Raw genomic sequence first — 16,662 nt, 5'->3', positions numbered from 1 at the left:
CATTTTCCCCTTGAAGGGATTACTTTCTCCTGAGAGGAAATGGTGAGGCCAATGAAGACCTTAGCAATTGTTGCCCTGTCGCTGGCCACGGCCATCAGCAGCGTTCCGCCCGCAGAGGCATTTCCGATCGTTCCGGCACCGAAGCCGCAGGCTGCCGACGTGCAGTTGGCGCAGTTTCCCGACAGGGCGCGTTGCCCGGGTGTTGGCTGCCCGCGTATGGGACGGGGGCGCTGGCGTGGCGATAGGCATCACTATCGTGGAAATCGCTATTACGGGAACCGTTACCACCACCGTCGCTATTATCGCGATGATGACGACGATCTCGGCGCGTTCTTTGGCGGCCTGGCAGCCGGTGCGATCGTCGGCGGCGTGTTGACCCAGCCGAGATATGCGGCTCCGAGGTATTACAGCGGCGGCAATGCACATGTGGAATGGTGCTACTCGCGCTATCGCTCGTATAGAGCCTGGGACAATACATTCCAGCCCTATAACGGTCCGCGGCGCCAGTGCTATTCGCCCTATAGCTGACGTCACTGCGCGCGGACAAATTAAGGCCTGTTGTGATTCGGGCCCTCCGCTGCGGCTTGTTTGATCGGCTCATTCCTGTGCTCGTCACAGGGATGAGGCCGGAGGGGGTGTGGCCCCTCGGCGCGTTTGATAAACCGTGAAGATATCGAGGCGGAAGGTCGCGGGTCACGCCCGTATACAGCATCCCGCTTCGCTTCGAGAATGTAGACGTAACCTTTCATCTCGGTCCCTCATTCCTGTGCTCGTCACAGGAATCCAGCGAGGCCAAGTCCTTGGGCCGGAAAGGCTCTTCCGCGCCGCAGAGGCGGCGCTGCTCTCATCCCTGTAATGAGCACAGGGGCGAAATCTCAACAGGCCCGAAAGCGCGTGGCATGAAGTTCTATTTGAACGCGACGCGCCTCCCCTCGCCTTCTCCCAATTTGAGGAAAAGGCGGTGCTGGCGCTTCCCTCTTATTCGTCAGCGCCGCGGCCTAGCCCATGCGCCCTGGCGACCGCTCTCACCCGTTCGTAATGAACTCGGCGGCCTTTGCGAAGCCTTGCCGGACTTTCCAGCCATAGGATTTCTTTCCCACGACTGACTGGAGGTCAGAAATGAACATCAAGAGCCTTCTTCTCGGCTCCGCTGCTGCTCTCGCAGCAGTCTCCGGCGCCCAGGCTGCCGACGCGATCGTCGCTGCCGAGCCGGAGCCCATGGAATATGTCCGCGTCTGCGACGCTTTCGGCACGGGCTACTTCTACATCCCCGGCACGGAAACCTGCCTCAAGATCGGCGGCTTCGTCCGTGTTCAGGGTGAATTCGGCCGTGACGAAGCTAACGACCGCTGGAAGAACCCGAAGCAGTCCACGTCGGATTGGGACATGTTCTCCCGCGCCTATCTCTCGTTCGACGCGAAGAGCGACACCGAATACGGCACGCTCACCGGCTTCTTCGCCGCTGAATTCAACGCCGACAACGATTCCGACGAAGGCGACAGCCTGATCGACGTCGACGAAGCCTACATCCAGCTCGGCGGCTTGAAGGCCGGCTTCTTCTACAGCTGGTGGGATAAAGGCCTGAACGGCGAAACTGACTCGATCGGTGAAAACACCGAATTCAACTCGCTCGCCTATATGTATGACGGCGGTACCTTCCAGGCTGGCATCGCAGTCGATGAACTCGAGGCAACGACCACCAAGGCCAACGGCATCGGTGTTGAAGGTATCGTTTCCGCTTCGGTCGGTGGTGTAAGCTTCGACCTGCTCGGCGGCTACGACACCGAGTACGAAGAAGGCGCGATCCGCGCACTGCTTTCGGCCGATGCCGGTCCGGGTACGTTCCAGATCGCCGGCATCTGGGCATCCGACCCGAATGCTTACTGGGCCGACTCGGAGTGGACCGTTGCTGCGTCGTACCGCTTCAACGCTTCCGAAAAGCTCGCAATCACCCCGGGCGCACAATATTGGGACGCTCTGAACAACGGTGCTGGTGGCTTCGACTCGAGCGAAGAACAGTGGCGCGTCGGTGTCACTGCCGACTACAAGATCACCGATGGTCTCGCCTCGCGCTTTGCCATCAACTACACGGATGCAAGCAACAAGCCCGACGCTGTCAGCGGCTTCCTCCGCCTGCAGCGGGACTTCTAATCTGACCTAGTCAGGTTCAAAAAAGCCCGCAACCCAACATTGAGTTGCGGGCTGTTGCTGTTCTGCAACGAATGTGCGCCGCCAAGGCGTTGAGATTGTTTGACTATAAGCACTGACTTGATGGTCAGTGGTTTCTTGGCTCGTTCACGGAGAATGGGGAGGAAACGGCAAACGTGACGTCGGACGCTGAAAAACGAGCGAGTGACCTTGGATTCCCTGGAATGGGGTCCGGATACGAGGTCAATTATAGCTTCGGCCGGCAAGGTCCCATGGGGGTGGTGAAGGAAGCCACGCTCGCCGAATTGCTTCAGCGCTATGCCGACATCCTGTGGGACGAAGGCAAGCACAAATACAATGTGAAGGCCTTCGTCGGAGAGCTGGACGAGATTCTGCTCGGCAAGCGTTTCTCCGTCTTCTCGCAGGAGATGCTCGACGGCCTCATCGGTGCGCTGCGAAAGCGCGGCAACAGCAACGCGACCATCAACCGGAAGATGGCGGCGCTGCGAAAGCTGCTGCGGAAAGCGTACAAGATGGGGGATGTACACAATCTACCGGAGTTCAAGCGCCAGAAGGAGAAGGCGGGGCGCCTACGCTTTCTGGAGGCAGACGAGGAGGAACTGCTCTTCCGGGAGATCGCGAGCCGCTCTGAACTGTACCTTTATCTCTCGATATTCCTGGTGGATACGGGTGCGCGCCTGGGCGAGGCCATCGCTCTCAAATGGAACGACATCCATGAGGGCCGGGCGACATTCTGGGTCACCAAGTCGGGCCGCAGCCGCACGGTCCCGCTCACCTTGAGGGCAAAGGACGCCCTGAAGAAATGTGCCGACAGAGCCCCAGGCCCCTTTTCGAGAATTGATCAGCAGAAGTATCGCGCCGTCTGGAACGCTGCAAAGGTGGATGCGCGCCTCGGTGACGAAGAAGACGTCGTTCCGCACATCCTGCGGCATACCTGCGCCTCACGCCTGGTCAGAGGCGGGATCGACCTTAGACGGGTTCAGATGTGGCTTGGCCACCAGACGCTCGAGATGACGATGCGCTACGCCCATCTCGCCTCCCACGACCTCGATATGTGCGTGCCCGTCCTGGAACGGCACCTCAAGTAAATCGCGAAACGCGCCGCACTAGCGCGGCACTCACAATACTGTCCCAAAAAGAGAAAGCCCGGCTTTGAGCCGGGCTTTCCTTCCACTGACCGAGGTCAGGTCAGATTAGAAGTCACGCTGCAGGCGGAGGAAGCCGCTGACGTAGTCTTCGTCGTTGTCCGCATCGGTGTAGTTGATCGTGAAGCGGGTAGCGAGACCTTCCGTGATGTCGTAGTCGGTCGTGATACCAACGCGCCACTGATCATCGTTGCCGAAGCTGGTGTTCGAGTCTTGCAGGCTACCCCAGTACTGAGCAGCCGGAGTGATGTGGAACTTGTCGGTAGCGTTGAAGCGGTACGACGCAGCAACGGTCCATTCGGAGTCAGCCCAGTAAGCGTTCGGGTTGGACGCCCAGATGCCGGCGAGCTGGAAGGTGCCCGGGCCGAGGTCTGCAGAGAGCAAGCCGCGGACAGCGCCTTCTTCCCACTCGGTGTCGTAGCTGCCGAGCAAGTCGAAAGCAACGCCGCCGAGCGTAGCGGAGACGATACCGGTAACGCCAACGCCGTTGGCCTTGGTGCTCGTGCCTTCGAGTTCGTCGACCGAGATACCGGCCTGGAAGGTGCCGCCGTCATAGATGTAGGCCAGCGAGTTGAACTCGGTGACGTTGCCGAGCGAGTCGGTTTCGCCGTTCAGACCCTTATCCCACCAGCTGTAGAAGAAGCCGGCCTTGAAGCCGCCGAGCTGGATGTAGGCTTCATCGACGTCGATCAGGCTGTCGCCTTCGTCGGTGTCGTTGTCGGCGTTGAATTCAGCGGCGAAGAAGCCGGTGAGCGTGCCGTATTCGGTGTCGCTCTTCGCGTCGAACGCGATGTAGGCGCGGGAGAACATGTCCCAGTCCGACGTGGACTGGCCACCGAAGTCTTCCTGGTTCCAGCGGTCGTCAGCTTCGTCACGGCCGAATTCGCCCTGAACGCGGATGAAGCCGCTGATCTTGAGGCAGGTTTCCGTGCCGGGGATGTAGAAGTAGCCCGTGCCGAAAGCGTCGCAGACGCGAACGTATTCCATGGGCTCCGGCTCGGCAGCGACGATCGCGTCGGCAGCCTGAGCGCCGGAGACTGCTGCGAGAGCAGCAGCGGAGCCGAGAAGAAGGCTCTTGATGTTCATTTCTGACCTCCAGTCAAAAGTTTAAAACGGGTCTGGGTTTTTTGCTGAAGGACAGCGTTCCCTGCCCCATCCCCAATGTTCAAGAAGTCGGACGATCAACCGCCCTTGCTTCCGGAGTTGAAAATACAAAACCGGGTGGGGCGCGCAACGACCAACTTACCAGATCGACTCCTTTGCCCTGCCCTTCCCTGATCCCTGTTGCTGAAACGACACAAAATCGCCCCAGACGGCCCGAGGAAATTAACAGAGCGTTAAGAAAATCCTTTAGCGACGAGGGGTTAGCGCAGGATGTCGGGCTGTGATCTGTGTCGGAAAGGGGCAAAAAATGGCCGGAAAGGGGGTCGAAACCGGGCGAAGCCCCTGCCCAAGTCCTATCTTTTCGAGAGCCATCGACGCGTCGATCCCGGGCCCGCGCATCGAAGTCGGGCCGCTTCCCGGCCGATTCACGGAAGAATCAGCGCACAGGGATTCGCGAATCGAGAAGCACTCACGAGCGCAATCGGAATGGCTGCGCCGGCTCCACTCTTTACCCGGTGTTTTAAAAATGAGCTGATTGGCCATGACGGTGAGTGCCGTCACGCGCTGCATGTCGCCTCCCCGGCGCCGGGGCCATCGTCGATCGCTTTCGACAACGGAGATTTGCCCCGAAGGGAAACTGGCCGCGACCGATGGTGATGATCACCACGTTCGCTCTATAGCCCTATAATCCGCCCTCTCCCCGGCAGGCCGGCCGGGTACGACCTCGACGACCTGCTTGATGAACTGCTCGCCCTGATACCGGATCGCCCGACGACAGGGTCGAAATCGAACTTGAAAACGGTACCAGAAAATGGTACTGGACATTCCATGAAAAAGCGTCACAGAGCCACGCTGGAACTGATCTTCGCCCGCCCGGTCAACGGCTCGATCCGCTGGGCCGACATAGAGGCGCTGTTTGTAGCCCTCGGGGCGGAGGTCAGCGAGCGGCAAGGTTCGCGGACAGGCGTGTTCCTGTTCGGCGAAGTGCGCGTCTTTCATCGCCCGCATCCTTCACCGGATACGGATAAAGGTGCGGTTGCCAGCATCCGTAAATGGCTGGACGATCACGGAGTAAAGCCATGAACAATGTCGTTGAAATCAATGGCGAGAAGGCGGTCATCGCTTTCGATCCCGAGATTCAGATGCTGCGCGGCGAGTTTGTCGGCCTGAATGGCGGGGCCGACTTCTATGCCGAGAGCGTCCACGATCTGATTGAGGAAGGCCGCAAGTCGCTGGCCGTCTATCTCGAAATGTGCCGGGAAAAGGGTATTGAGCCTCGCCGGAAGTTCTCTGGCAAGTTCAATGTCCGCCTCACCCCTGACGAACATGCCGCAGCAGTCATTGCTGCCGCAGCCGCGGGCAAGAGCCTGAATGAATGGATCGTCGGGACCATCAGGGAGGCCGCTGGATAACGGCAATGCTGCGCATAGGAGCGCGCATCGGGCCGAACTAAACGGTTGGCCTGTTTGAAGGAGACAGAACACGCTTCGAGGTTGGCGAAGGCGAGGCTCGCATCATGGGACCGAAGTCCCGGCTGCTACATAGGCCTTGCGGCGGGAAGTGGCGGAAACTCAGTGCCCACTCAAGGACTGTATGGCGGAGAAGAAGGGATTCGAACCCTCGATACCGTTTCCGGTATACTCCCTTAGCAGGGGAGCGCCTTCGACCACTCGGCCACCTCTCCGTTAGCGCCTGACTAGTGTCACCGCGTTTCCAATGCAAGATTTTTTTGTCGAATTTCGGGAAATCATCCCATTTTCATCCGCTTCGGCGCGGTCACCACCCGATCGGGATATGGTGAAATCGTGTTGCCTGGGAGTAAGAGTTGGGAGAAGCCCCTTCGAGGCGGCTGTTCTTCTGCCGATTCTTCATCGCATCGATTCCGCTTCGCCTTCTTATGCGATAAGTTCCGCCGGCATTTCCGAACGGAGTACGTTTTACCAACATGTCCGCATTCTCACGCTTCACGCCACTCGTCCAATCCCTGCCGGCCACCGTCCCCTTCGTTGGCCCTGAGGCGCTCGAGCGTCAGCACGGCCGCGAGATCGCGGCGCGCATCGGCGCGAATGAGAGCGGGTTCGGCCCGGCACCATCCGTGTTGCTGGCCATTCGTCAGGCGGCCGATGAGACCTGGAAATATTCCGATCCCGAGAATCACGATCTGAAGCAGGCGCTCGCCGGCCATCTTCGTGTCCCAGCCGCCAATATCGCGATCGGAGAGGGAGTCGACGGCCTGCTCGGGCAGATCGTGCGCCTCGTCGTGGAACCGGGCATGCCGGTCGTGACCTCACTCGGAGGCTATCCGACCTTCAACTATCATGTCGCAGGACATGGTGGACGGCTGGTCACGGTCCCCTATGCCGGCGATCGGGAGGATATCGATGGATTGCTCGCCGCCGCGAAGCGCGAGAATGCGGCGCTCGTCTATCTCGCCAATCCGGACAATCCGATGGGCAGCTGGTGGCCCGCCGAACGCGTGATCGCCTTTGCGGACGCTCTGCCGGAAACGACACTCCTCGTGCTGGACGAAGCCTATTGTGAAACGGCGCCGCGGGAGGCAATTCCTTCGATCGAGAGCCTGATCGACAGGCCTAACGTCATACGCACGCGCACCTTTTCGAAGGCCTACGGACTGGCCGGGGCCCGCGTCGGTTACGCGCTGTCGACGCCCGGGACGGCTCAGGCCTTCGACAAGATCCGCAATCATTTCGGAATGAGCCGAATCAGCGTGTCGGCAGCGATTGCCGCACTGGCCGACAAGGAATACTTGAAGGAAGTCACGCGCAAGATCGCGAATTCACGGGAGAGGATCGGCCGGATCGCTGCCGACAACGGCCTCGGCCCTCTTCCCTCAGCCACAAATTTCGTGGCTGTCGACTGTGGAAAGGATGCGGCCTATGCGCGGGCGATCGTCGATCGGCTGATGAGCGATCATGGCATTTTCATCCGCATGCCCGGGGTCGCGCCGCTCAACCGCTGTATCCGCATCAGCACTGCGCCCGAAACCGAACTCGATCTTCTTGCGGCCGCGCTTCCGGAGGTGATCAGGAGTTTGGCTGCCACCTGAACCGGCGGCAACCGCCACGCATCAGTGCATCGTCATCCATTCGCGTGCTGCGCGCAGCGCGGCGGCGAGATCCGCCTTGCTCATCGTGGCCGCGAGGTCGGCTCGCAGGTCGGCCGCACGGTCCGAGCCCCTGATCGCGGCGATGTTCAGCCACTTGTGCGCGGCTACCAGATCCACGGGCCTGCCGCGGCCCGTCGCATAGGCGAGGCCCATCTCGCACAGAACGTCGGCGCGGTTGCCGCCGCCGATGGCGTCATCCGAAACGATCTCAATGTTAAAGAGTGCCATTTTTCTTGTCCCTGTCTTTTCTTCGTTTGAGCGAAGCGGCCCGCCCGTAGGGGCGAGCCCGGCTTCAGCTGGTATTCCTGGTCCCTGTTTCATCGAGCCTCTTGGCGGGCTTTCCGGGACATCGCGCCGTCTTCTGCAGCGTCGCTTTCCGGTTGGTCGGCGGCTTGTTTCGCCGCTCGTCTTATGGATGTGAATATGCCTGACGGCCTTCAATGGCCGCTTAAAATCCATGCTTAATTTGACGCAAACAAAGTGCAAATGCTTGGTAAACTTGGGTTTTCGTTAAGCATCGCAGGCCCTGCAAAGGCACGCATTCGCCTCGAATTTTACGAAAATTTCACGTTCGGATTTCAACCGAACGCTAACCATGAGAACAACTGCTCTTTCAAGGACGGTGCCGCCGCGCGCGCAAGAAGCCCCTTGGAAGGCATGGCAACGCCCGGATATTTACCTTTACGTACGCGTAATATACTGTCTGTGCCGGAGTGATCTTCATCCGCCCGATAGCCCGTGCGGCAGCAGGAGTTCGCGCTCCACAGGGAACAAGCACGCGGCAGGACCGAAGAGCCTGCCGACTTCGGAGGAAATTGCATGATTCGCACATTGCTCGTCGCAGCAGCGCTTGGCTTTGCAGCAGCCGCCCCGGTCCACGCTGCCGAACCGATCCTCGGCAAGTGGAAGACGGCGAGCGGCTCCACCGCGGAAATCGCGGCTTGCGGCACAGCCTTCTGCGTCACGCTGAAGACGGGCAAGCACGCGGGCAAGCGTGTCGGTTCGCTGTCCGGAACCGGCGGCAGCTATAGCGGCGTGGTCACCGATCCCGAAAGCGACAAGACCTATAGCGGTACGGGGTCGGTGGACGGCAATCTGCTGAAGATGCGGGGCTGCGTGCTGAAGGTGCTTTGCAAATCGCAAACCTGGACGCGTCTTTAAGCCTCCGCAGCAAGAACACGGGCGGCGCTGCACCAGATACGCCTATGGAGGGGCATTGTTCGCCCCTCCCGCGCCCCCGCATTAGCGGGCGCGCTGGCCGAATAGGACCTTCTGCGCCTCTTCGTCCTCGGCGAGGCTTTTCTGGCGAGCCCGCTCTTCCTTGCCCACTTCGATGGCCTTCTTCACCGCGGGGCGCGCAAGTACGGCGTCGAACCAGCGCTTCAGGTTAGGGAATTCGTTGAGGTCCTGGCCCTGGTTCTCGTGCGGAATCACCCAACCGATCGCGGCCATGTCTGCGATCGAGTAGTCGCCGGCGAGGAACGGCCGGTCGGCGAGCCTCTTGTTCATCACGCCGTAGAGGCGGTTCACTTCATTGGTATAGCGGTCGATGCCGTAGGCGATTCTTTCCGGGGCATATTGGCGGAAATGATGTGCCTGCCCCGCCATCGGGCCGAGGCCGCCCACCTGCCAGAAGAGCCACTCCTCTACCTCGACGCGGGCGCGCTCGTCGGACGGATAGAACTTGCCGTATTTGCGGCCGAGATACTGCAGGATCGCTCCTGATTCGAATACGGAGATGGGCTCGCCGCCCGGACCGTCCGGATCGACGATCGCCGGCATCCGGTTGTTCGGCGAGATCTTCAGGAAGTCCGGCTGGAACTGATCGCCCCGGCCGATATTTATGTACTTGACGACGTAGGGAACGCCGAGCTCCTCCAGCATTATGGTGATCTTCCAGCCGTTCGGCGTGGGCCAGTAATAAAGCTCGATCGGAGCGGTCATCGCGTCTCTCCTGATTTGTCGGAAGGACAGACTTAGGAACACGACGGCTCATCGGCAAGGCCGCAGTCCGGCGCGCATTCGTTTAAGTGCATGATCGTTCTCCCTAAACCGCTGCACATCTCCGGCGCTGCTTAGATGAACGCCAGATGAACGGACGTCTCAGCCAGAGTTCAGTTTGGTTGTGCGAAAAGACAATCAATCGATTTGAACGTGTCTCGCTTCAACGGACGGAACCATGGACATTCTCGCTCGCCGCCTCACCATTATCAGCCTGCTCATGGTCGTCTTCGCGATGACGCTTGCCGCCGCAGTCGGCGCCGACACGGAACGCCGCCGCCAGAACACCTATATCGGTTCGCTCACGGATTGCACCGCTCACACGGCGCAATACTGCCAAGCCAAACTCTGAAGGAAGCTGTGGAATGGCCGCGCTCGTCTCCTCTGCCATTCTCTCGCTCAGGCTCCTGATTCTCGCGGGCCTGCTGATCGCTCCCATCGGAGCGGTCGCTTACAGCAAAGCCGCCGGCTACGGCATCGGCAAGAACGGTGCCGGCTTCGTTCTTTTCGTCACCCTCCAGCGCCAGGCGATGAGCTGATTTCGAGACGCCGCCTTCGGTCCTTGCATATCGGTTGAAAGTGCGCTCCTCTCCTGATCGGGAGGACCTGTAAGCCATGCCCGCATACGCGATCTACTTTGCCGCAGCTCTTGCCGAAATCGCCGGATGCTTTGCCTTCTGGTCCTGGCTGAGACTTGGCAAATCCACCCTGTGGCTCATTCCCGGCATGGCTTCGCTTGCGCTTTTCGCCTGGCTGCTGACGATGGTGGACGCGGCAGCGGCGGGCCGCACCTATGCCGCCTATGGCGGCGTCTACATCGTCGCGTCGCTCTCTTGGCTCTGGCTTGCCGAAGGCGTCCGGCCGGATCACTGGGACATGACGGGCGCCGCCGTGGCGCTCGCCGGCAGCGCGATCATTCTCGCGGGGCCGCGCTGAAGTACAACGTGCGGCGCTGTAGAACAAAAAACAGCACTCTTGTCGTTTGCTTGTCGAAAGGTGCTGCATATAATGCGACATGAACAAGCGAATCTCTTCACACTCCGTCCTCTCCGTCGCCACCCCTGAACCCTTCGAGCCGCAGCTCTTCGACGATGCGACCCAGGCCGTCGATTGTCTGGAAGCGCTCTACGAACGCAACACCCGCTTCCTCTGCGAAGCCTTCGAAGGTCTCGGGAAAAGCGGCAGGCCCCTCACTCGTTTCCGCGCCTGCTATCCGCAGGTCAGCATCGAGACGAGCAGTTTCGGACATGTCGATTCGAGGCTTTCCTTCGGCTATGTCAGCGCGCCCGGCGTCTACACGACGACCATCACCCGGCCCAAACTGTTCCGGCACTATCTGAAAGAACAGCTCGGCCATCTCATGCGCAACCACGGCGTCGCCGTCACGGTGTCGGAATCCTCGACACCTATTCCCCTCCATTTCGCCTTTGGCGAAGGGGCGCATGTCGAAGCGTCTGCGGCCGACGGCATCGACATTCCGCTGCGCGACCTTTTCGACGCGCCGGATCTTACGACCACCGACGACGAGATCGCCAACGGCTCCTACGAGCCGGGTCCGGGAGAGCCGTCGCCGCTCGCGCCCTTCACGGCGCAGCGCATCGACTATTCGCTCGCGCGCCTCAGCCACTATACCGCGACGAGCGCCAGGCACTTCCAGAACTTCGTGCTTTTCACGAACTATCAGTTCTATGTCGACGAGTTCTGCGCCTGGGCGCGCCAGCAGATGGCGGAGGGCGGCAACGGTTACACCGCCTTCATCGAACCCGGCAACATCACCACCCCCGCGGGTGCCGACCGGCCGGATGCCGACTATTCGCTCGCCCGCCTGCCGCAGATGCCCGCCTATCATCTGAAGAAGAAGGGGCACGGCGGCATCACTCTCGTCAATATCGGCGTCGGCCCATCCAATGCCAAGACGATCACCGACCATATCGCCGTGTTGAGGCCGCATGTCTGGCTGATGCTCGGCCATTGCGCGGGCCTGCGCAACAGCCAGCGGCTCGGCGATTACGTGCTGGCGCATGCCTATATGCGCGAGGATCACGTGCTCGATGACGACCTGCCGGTCTGGATTCCCTTACCCGCACTGGCCGAGGTGCAGGTTGCCCTGCAGGACGCCGTCGCCGAAGTGACGGGCTACAAGGGCTACGACCTCAAACAGATCATGCGCACGGGTACGGTCGCGACGATCGACAACCGCAACTGGGAACTGCGCGACCAGCGCGGGCCGGTCAAACGACTCTCGCAGGCCCGAGCCATCGCGCTCGACATGGAATCGGCTACCATCGCCGCCAACGGGTTCCGCTTCCGCGTCCCCTACGGGACGCTGCTCTGCGTGTCCGACAAGCCGTTGCACGGCGAACTGAAGCTGCCCGGCATGGCGAGCGCCTTTTACCGGACCCAGGTGAGCCAGCACCTGAAAATCGGTATCCTGGCCCTGCAGAAGCTGGCGGCGATGCCTTCCGAGAAGCTCCATTCACGCAAGCTCAGAAGCTTCTACGAGACTTCGTTCCAGTAGAGCCCGCATCCTGTCGCTCAGAAGCGTTTCACGCTTTCGGCCGCAGGAGGAGCGACAGCAGCGTGCCGACCACCGCCGACACGATTACCATGAGGTGGGCATTGACACTGGCGCGGCCGAGCGTCTCGAGCGTCGCCTGATCCGCCGACGCTCCGAAGGAAACCGCACCGGCGACGATCGCCGCTGCGTAGGTTCCCACACCCGCCGGCGCGTGCACCGGCAGGACGGAAGACAATTCGCCGCCGAGCGCCCCGCCGAAGGAGGCGGCGAGCGGAGCGACCCCCATGATCGCGAGCACCCAGGCGAGAACGACGACTTTTACCGCCCAGTTCAGCATCGTCATCGCCCAAGCCCGCAGGAAAGCGGGAATGTCGATCGGCAGGCCCGCCTCCACCTCGTCCAGATGCGGACCGACCTTCGCCGGCGCGAAACGGCGCATCCCGGTGAGAGCTTTCTCCTTCATGAGAAAGAAGGCAAGAGGCGACAGAAAAGCGACCAGCCAGAGAACCCAGCCGATCGCCCCTGGGCCCCGCCCGGCCACCAGACCCACCGCAGCGACGGTCAGCAGGGCGTGCAGGTCCAGAAGCCGCATGACGAAGAGCGCTGCGGTACCACGCACCAGCGGCACACCGAATTCGCTGCGCATGAGCAAGGGAAAGCTCGTTTCGCCCGCTCTGAACGGCAGCATGATGTTGAGCAGATTGTGAACCTGGGTCACACGGAAGAGAGACAGAAACCGGCCCCTGGTTTCGCCCGGGAAGTAGTCGTGGATCCGATAGCAACGGATGAGATAGGTGGCGACGAGAAGCGCTAGCGCCGAGAGCACCGGCACGACGCCGATTTCGGCCCATTGCCGCAGCAATACCGGCCAGCCCCAGACCCACTCCACGAAGACGGCATAAGCCGCGATTGCCGCAGCGGAAATCAGTGCCAGACGGTTGCGCGCGAGCCACGACCGCCGGCTGCGCTCCCAGTTCGTATTCATCGAGACCGTTTTCCTGTATCAGCAATGCGATTCGACATTGGTTATAACCTCAGAAATATGCAAGAAAACCTGCCAGCCCACCGGAGACTGCCCTCTTGAATCGCATCGAAGAACCCGTGAAGCCGATGACCGAAGTCCTGGAGGGTGTCGAGCTCTCCATAGTCGTGCCGGTGTTCAACGAGGAGGAGAGCGTCGGACCGCTCGTCACGCGCATCCGGGCGGCAATGGCCGGGTTCCTGAAGTCATGGGAACTCATCCTCGTCGACGACGGCAGCACGGACCGAACCCTGCCAAACGCGCGCAAGGAGCTTTCACACCCCGACCTGCAACTGAAGATCATCGAACTCCAGAAGAATTTCGGCCAGACGGCCGCAATGCAGGCGGGGATCGACGCGGCGTCCGGCCGGCTGATCGCCACGCTCGACGGCGACCTTCAGAACGATCCGGCGGACATTCCCAACATGGTCGCGGCGATAGAAGAGCGCGGGCTCGACCTCCTTGTCGGCTGGCGGCAAAACCGACGCGATGCACTGATTCTGAGGAAGATCCCGTCCTGGTGCGCCAACGTTCTGATCGGCAAGATCACGGGCGTGAGATTGCACGACTATGGCTGCAGCCTGAAGATCTACCGCGGTTCCATCATCAAGCAGGTGAAGCTGATGGGGGAAATGCACCGCTTCATTCCGGCCTGGGTGGCGGGTGTCGTGCCGAGCAGTCGGATCGGCGAGATGCCGGTGACCCATCACGCGCGGCATTACGGCAGCTCGAAGTACGGGATCTCGCGCACGTTCCGCGTTATTCTCGATCTGCTCGCGGTCTTGTTCTTCATGCGCTACAAGGCGCGGCCCGGGCACTTTTTCGGCTCCATCGGCCTGGCTGCCGGCGGCCTCAGTGTGCTGATCCTTCTCTATCTAGCGATAGACAAGTTCATCTTCGGCAACGACATCGGCACCCGTCCGATGCTGATCGTCGGCGTGATGCTGTTCCTCTCTTCGGTCCAGCTGATCACCACCGGCATTCTCTCGGAGATGATGGCGCGCGCCTATTTCCGCGACGATGAAATGACGAGTTACATCGTGCGCCAGACTTTCGAGCGGGAGCAGCCGCGTGCTTGAAGCGGTCAATCGACGCCCTGGAGCGGTCGTCCTGGCGGTTGCCGGCTATTTCCTGCTGTGCATCATCCTGCGGGTCTCCGTCTCGAGCTCACTGGAAATCGACGAGGCGGAACAGGCATTTCTGTCTCAGTTCCTCGCCCTCGGATACGGACCGCAGCCGCCCTTCTACAATTGGCTGCAATATGGACTGGCAGAGGTAATCGGGACCTCGCTGGCGACGATGACCATCCTCAAGAACGGGCTCCTATTTCTCTGCTGTCTGTTCTACGGCCTTGCGGCACGGCTGGTACTGACCGACCGCCGTCTGCCTCCGATCGCAATGCTCGGCGTTCTTACGCTGCCCCCGATCTTCCTACTCGCACAGCGCGATCTTTCCCATACGGTCGCAGCACTCTTCGCCGTCTCGCTGTTTCTCTACAGCTTCCTGAAAACGCTGAAGCGGCCCAGCCTTTTCTCCTATATTCTCACCGGCGTTGCGGTGGGTATCGGCCTGATGGCGAAGTACAACTTCCTCCTCGTGCCGGTCGCGGCGATCGTCGCCGTTTTGCCGGAACGGGAGCTGCGGGCGCGGATACTCGACTGGCGCATTCTGCCGGCGATTGCGGTAGCAACGCTCATCGTTCTGCCCCACGCCTACTGGATGCTGCAGAATTTCGGTTTCGCCTCGGGTGGGACCTTGAACGAGATGCGGGAGCGCGAGGCGGAGGGATTTCTGCTTCAGGCCTTTTACGGGGTCTACTCGCTCGGCTCCGCCGTCATCGGCGGCAGCCTGGTGCCGCTGCTCGTATTCGGCCTCGTCTTCCGCGGCAAGTTGCGCGCGATCTGGCAGGCGGAAAGCCCGTGGAGCAGGATCGTAGGGCGGATGCTCGCCCTTTGTCTGATCGCGGTCCTGCTGGTCGTACTCGGCGTGGCCGCCACGCATGTGCGCGAAAAATGGCTGGTCCTCTTCCTCGTTCTCATTCCGCTTTATCTCTGCCTGAAGATCGAGGCGGCGAATATCGACCTTACAGGCAGCCTCAGGCGCTTCTTTCTGCTGGTCTTAGTCATCGCGCTGGGCGCACTCGTGCTCGTGTCGGCGCGAGCGGTCGTGCGGCCGTGGTTTGGTGACTATTCGAGGCTGAACATACCCTACGCCGCATTGGCCGAAGCGGTGGCACAGGCAGAAGGCCAGCCGGCGCTTATCCTCGCCAATGACAAGCAGATCGCGGGAAATCTCCGAATGCAGTTCAGCGGAGCACAGGTCACGATGCCAAGCCTCTCGAATGCGCTTCCGGTCGATATGTCGAAAAGGCCCCTTCTCGCGGTCTGGCATGACGACGCACAGCCGGAAGCACCGGTTCCCGACCTGTTGCGGAACGCTCTCTCCGCACTTGGCATTCCGGACGCGGCCGCGGCACCGCGCCACCTCGCGCTGCCCTATCTCTACGGGACCGGCGAGGACCGCTACAGCTTCAGCTATATCTGGGTCGCGGAATAGACGCGCGGGAAGCCGCTACACGGGGTTCCCGAAATTGCTCTCCTGCGAGCCGACCAGCAGCTTCAATTCACCGGGGTGAACGCGCAATGCAACCTTGCCGCTTCTGATCGGGATAAGCTCGCCGTCGATGACGCAGTTGATCTTCCGATCCACCTTCGGAAAGTGCAGGTCGACCGTCAGAGCGCTCATCTCGGTGATCAGCGTGCTGCTCCTGAATTTTCCGCGCAGGATGTCGAAGGAGAGCTTCGCCACGCCCGCAGGGCTTAGCGGCGGCGCCGTGTAGAAGCCAAGGTGGCCGCTCGTCAGGTCTTCCGCATACATCAGCGTGTCGTGGCCGAAATGGTTGTTTGAAACGGAAATCGCCGAAACATGCCGGCGCTCGCGGTGCCCGTCCGCGTCGAATTCGATCTCGAAATCCGGCGGGTTGAAGATTACCCCGATGGCGGCGCGTACGCTGGCGCTGATCTTTCCGAGTCGCGACGCGAAACGATAGGACTGACGATAACGCACCATGCGGGCGTGGAGCCCCATCGAGAACTGATGCACGAATGCGCGGCCGTCAGCGCTGCCTATATCGGCATCGATGATTCGGCCATTGGCCAGCACCTCCGGGACCTTCCAGATATCGAGCGGCAGCTTCAGGGAGCGCGCGACGAGATTCATCGTCCCGGCGGGGACGATGCCCAGCGGCATGCCGGTTTTCCAGGCCACGCCTGCTGCCGCAGAAATCGTGCCGTCGCCGCCGCCGGCGACGATCGCGTCGAGATCGTCCCGTCCGCAAGCGGTCTCCAACGCGTCCCGCATCTCATCCGCTGCGACCACGGCGATCTCGATCTCGTGGCCGGCCGCCCGAAAGTCCTCCTCGACCTTCCTGCTGTAGGCATCCATGTCCGTCGTGCGGAAAGTTCCCCCATCTCGATTGAAGATGGCTTTGACTTTCAAGGGCTGCTGCCTCCGTCATGCGAGTGCGTTCAGCTTCTCAGATAAGAGCGGCAGCGGGGGTTTCCAGAGCTATGCGGAC

Annotated in this window: 18 protein-coding genes and 1 tRNA gene; 13 read left to right on the top strand and 6 right to left on the bottom strand. The window is 61.0% G+C overall.

The features are described from left to right. Positions 1-39 precede the first annotated feature (39 nt). The 3 genes from AC5J09_RS17440 (at position 40) to AC5J09_RS17430 (ending at position 3,257) form a co-directional block, all read left to right on the top strand. Positions 40-528, top strand: coding sequence for a BA14K family protein (locus AC5J09_RS17440; protein ID WP_494298101.1), 489 nt, complete (start codon positions 40-42; stop codon positions 526-528). Positions 529-1,119: 591 nt separating this feature from the next. Beyond that, entirely contained in the window at positions 1,120-2,151 is a 1,032-nt protein-coding gene (locus AC5J09_RS17435; RefSeq protein WP_494298100.1) for a porin, read from the top strand. A gap of 173 nt (positions 2,152-2,324) precedes the next feature. Next, on the top strand, positions 2,325-3,257 hold the full coding sequence (locus AC5J09_RS17430) for a tyrosine-type recombinase/integrase (protein WP_026168567.1): 933 nt from the start codon (positions 2,325-2,327) through the stop codon (positions 3,255-3,257). Between the two features lie 105 nt (positions 3,258-3,362). Here AC5J09_RS17430 and AC5J09_RS17425 read toward each other — a convergent pair whose 3' ends face one another. Further along, positions 3,363-4,400, bottom strand: a complete 1,038-nt coding sequence (locus tag AC5J09_RS17425; RefSeq protein ID WP_379939026.1) for a porin — start codon at positions 4,398-4,400, stop codon at positions 3,363-3,365. An 846-nt stretch (positions 4,401-5,246) separates the two neighbouring features. On the opposite strand from AC5J09_RS17425, the gene AC5J09_RS17420 reads away from it, so the two are divergent. Both AC5J09_RS17420 and AC5J09_RS17415 read left to right on the top strand, forming a co-directional pair. Then, positions 5,247-5,501 (top strand): type II toxin-antitoxin system HicA family toxin, encoded by a 255-nt coding sequence (locus AC5J09_RS17420; protein ID WP_494298099.1) that lies wholly within the window; start codon positions 5,247-5,249, stop codon positions 5,499-5,501. After that, positions 5,498-5,830, top strand: a complete 333-nt coding sequence (locus AC5J09_RS17415) for a type II toxin-antitoxin system HicB family antitoxin (RefSeq protein WP_494298098.1) — start codon at positions 5,498-5,500, stop codon at positions 5,828-5,830. Before AC5J09_RS17420 ends, AC5J09_RS17415 begins: the two co-directional genes overlap by 4 nt. Before the next feature lie 182 nt (positions 5,831-6,012). On the opposite strand, the gene AC5J09_RS17410 is transcribed toward AC5J09_RS17415, so the two are convergent. Continuing rightward, positions 6,013-6,102 (bottom strand) — tRNA-Ser (locus tag AC5J09_RS17410). Positions 6,103-6,363: 261 nt separating this feature from the next. On the opposite strand from AC5J09_RS17410, the gene AC5J09_RS17405 reads away from it, so the two are divergent. After that, positions 6,364-7,485 carry a pyridoxal phosphate-dependent aminotransferase gene (locus AC5J09_RS17405; protein WP_494298097.1) on the top strand — a complete coding sequence of 374 codons (1,122 nt, stop codon included), beginning with the start codon at positions 6,364-6,366 and terminating at the stop codon, positions 7,483-7,485. Between the two features lie 21 nt (positions 7,486-7,506). Here the strand turns inward: AC5J09_RS17405 and AC5J09_RS17400 are convergent, their stop codons facing one another. Then, a complete protein-coding gene (locus AC5J09_RS17400) occupies positions 7,507-7,773 on the bottom strand; it encodes a sel1 repeat family protein (protein ID WP_100672044.1) in 267 nt (88 codons plus the stop codon). Between the two features lie 591 nt (positions 7,774-8,364). Here AC5J09_RS17400 and AC5J09_RS17395 point away from each other — a divergent pair. Beyond that, a complete protein-coding gene (locus tag AC5J09_RS17395; protein WP_018094582.1) occupies positions 8,365-8,706 on the top strand; it encodes a DUF2147 domain-containing protein in 342 nt (113 codons plus the stop codon). Positions 8,707-8,787: 81 nt separating this feature from the next. Here the strand turns inward: AC5J09_RS17395 and AC5J09_RS17390 are convergent, their stop codons facing one another. Then, complete coding sequence (locus tag AC5J09_RS17390; RefSeq protein WP_018094581.1) at positions 8,788-9,489, bottom strand: glutathione S-transferase family protein; 702 nt, start codon at positions 9,487-9,489, stop codon at positions 8,788-8,790. A gap of 235 nt (positions 9,490-9,724) precedes the next feature. Here AC5J09_RS17390 and AC5J09_RS17385 point away from each other — a divergent pair, with 235 nt between their 5' ends. From AC5J09_RS17385 to AC5J09_RS17370, 4 genes are all read left to right on the top strand, one after another. Then, complete coding sequence (locus tag AC5J09_RS17385) at positions 9,725-9,898, top strand: hypothetical protein (protein ID WP_003527318.1); 174 nt, start codon at positions 9,725-9,727, stop codon at positions 9,896-9,898. 13 nt (positions 9,899-9,911) lie between these two features. Beyond that, positions 9,912-10,085, top strand: a complete 174-nt coding sequence (locus AC5J09_RS17380; RefSeq protein WP_003527319.1) for a hypothetical protein — start codon at positions 9,912-9,914, stop codon at positions 10,083-10,085. Positions 10,086-10,161: 76 nt separating this feature from the next. Next, the gene (locus AC5J09_RS17375) at positions 10,162-10,482 is read left to right on the top strand and encodes a YnfA family protein (RefSeq protein WP_018094580.1); all 321 of its coding nucleotides are present in this window, start codon (positions 10,162-10,164) and stop codon (positions 10,480-10,482) included. 79 nt (positions 10,483-10,561) lie between these two features. Further along, positions 10,562-12,064, top strand: a complete 1,503-nt coding sequence (locus AC5J09_RS17370) for an AMP nucleosidase (RefSeq protein ID WP_100672040.1) — start codon at positions 10,562-10,564, stop codon at positions 12,062-12,064. A 28-nt stretch (positions 12,065-12,092) separates the two neighbouring features. Here AC5J09_RS17370 and AC5J09_RS17365 read toward each other — a convergent pair whose 3' ends face one another. Beyond that, positions 12,093-13,049, bottom strand: coding sequence for a lysylphosphatidylglycerol synthase domain-containing protein (locus tag AC5J09_RS17365; RefSeq protein ID WP_494298096.1), 957 nt, complete (start codon positions 13,047-13,049; stop codon positions 12,093-12,095). Between the two features lie 95 nt (positions 13,050-13,144). Between AC5J09_RS17365 and AC5J09_RS17360 the strand changes: the two genes are divergently transcribed. Continuing rightward, positions 13,145-14,164 (top strand): glycosyltransferase family 2 protein, encoded by a 1,020-nt coding sequence (locus AC5J09_RS17360; RefSeq protein ID WP_100672038.1) that lies wholly within the window; start codon positions 13,145-13,147, stop codon positions 14,162-14,164. Then, positions 14,157-15,641: an ArnT family glycosyltransferase gene (locus AC5J09_RS17355; RefSeq protein ID WP_494298095.1), complete on the top strand. Its 1,485-nt coding sequence runs from the start codon at positions 14,157-14,159 to the stop codon at positions 15,639-15,641. The genes AC5J09_RS17360 and AC5J09_RS17355 overlap by 8 nt, the downstream gene beginning before the upstream one ends. Positions 15,642-15,656: 15 nt before the next feature. Here AC5J09_RS17355 and AC5J09_RS17350 read toward each other — a convergent pair whose 3' ends face one another. Continuing rightward, the gene (locus tag AC5J09_RS17350) at positions 15,657-16,583 is read right to left on the bottom strand and encodes a diacylglycerol/lipid kinase family protein (protein WP_127712297.1); all 927 of its coding nucleotides are present in this window, start codon (positions 16,581-16,583) and stop codon (positions 15,657-15,659) included. Positions 16,584-16,662 lie beyond the last annotated feature (79 nt).

The sequence above is a fragment of the Sinorhizobium sp. genome (assembly GCF_059070375.1).
The sequence above is the reverse complement of the archived record's forward strand: the minus strand, read 5'-3'. Positions and strand labels throughout refer to the sequence as shown.

Excerpts from the sequence above, each read along its gene's own strand:
- AC5J09_RS17440 (WP_494298101.1), top strand. The coding sequence starts at position 40 with ATGGTGAGGCCAATGAAGACCTTAGCAATTGTTGCCCTGTCGCTGGCC.
- AC5J09_RS17435 (WP_494298100.1), top strand. The coding sequence starts at position 1,120 with ATGAACATCAAGAGCCTTCTTCTCGGCTCCGCTGCTGCTCTCGCAGCA.
- AC5J09_RS17425 (WP_379939026.1), bottom strand. The coding sequence starts at position 4,400 with ATGAACATCAAGAGCCTTCTTCTCGGCTCCGCTGCTGCTCTCGCAGCA.
- AC5J09_RS17420 (WP_494298099.1), top strand. The coding sequence starts at position 5,247 with ATGAAAAAGCGTCACAGAGCCACGCTGGAACTGATCTTCGCCCGCCCG.
- AC5J09_RS17415 (WP_494298098.1), top strand. The coding sequence starts at position 5,498 with ATGAACAATGTCGTTGAAATCAATGGCGAGAAGGCGGTCATCGCTTTC.
- AC5J09_RS17405 (WP_494298097.1), top strand. The coding sequence starts at position 6,364 with ATGTCCGCATTCTCACGCTTCACGCCACTCGTCCAATCCCTGCCGGCC.
- AC5J09_RS17400 (WP_100672044.1), bottom strand. The coding sequence starts at position 7,773 with ATGGCACTCTTTAACATTGAGATCGTTTCGGATGACGCCATCGGCGGC.
- AC5J09_RS17395 (WP_018094582.1), top strand. The coding sequence starts at position 8,365 with ATGATTCGCACATTGCTCGTCGCAGCAGCGCTTGGCTTTGCAGCAGCC.
- AC5J09_RS17390 (WP_018094581.1), bottom strand. The coding sequence starts at position 9,489 with ATGACCGCTCCGATCGAGCTTTATTACTGGCCCACGCCGAACGGCTGG.
- AC5J09_RS17385 (WP_003527318.1), top strand. The coding sequence starts at position 9,725 with ATGGACATTCTCGCTCGCCGCCTCACCATTATCAGCCTGCTCATGGTC.
- AC5J09_RS17380 (WP_003527319.1), top strand. The coding sequence starts at position 9,912 with ATGGCCGCGCTCGTCTCCTCTGCCATTCTCTCGCTCAGGCTCCTGATT.
- AC5J09_RS17375 (WP_018094580.1), top strand. The coding sequence starts at position 10,162 with ATGCCCGCATACGCGATCTACTTTGCCGCAGCTCTTGCCGAAATCGCC.
- AC5J09_RS17370 (WP_100672040.1), top strand. The coding sequence starts at position 10,562 with ATGAACAAGCGAATCTCTTCACACTCCGTCCTCTCCGTCGCCACCCCT.
- AC5J09_RS17365 (WP_494298096.1), bottom strand. The coding sequence starts at position 13,049 with ATGAATACGAACTGGGAGCGCAGCCGGCGGTCGTGGCTCGCGCGCAAC.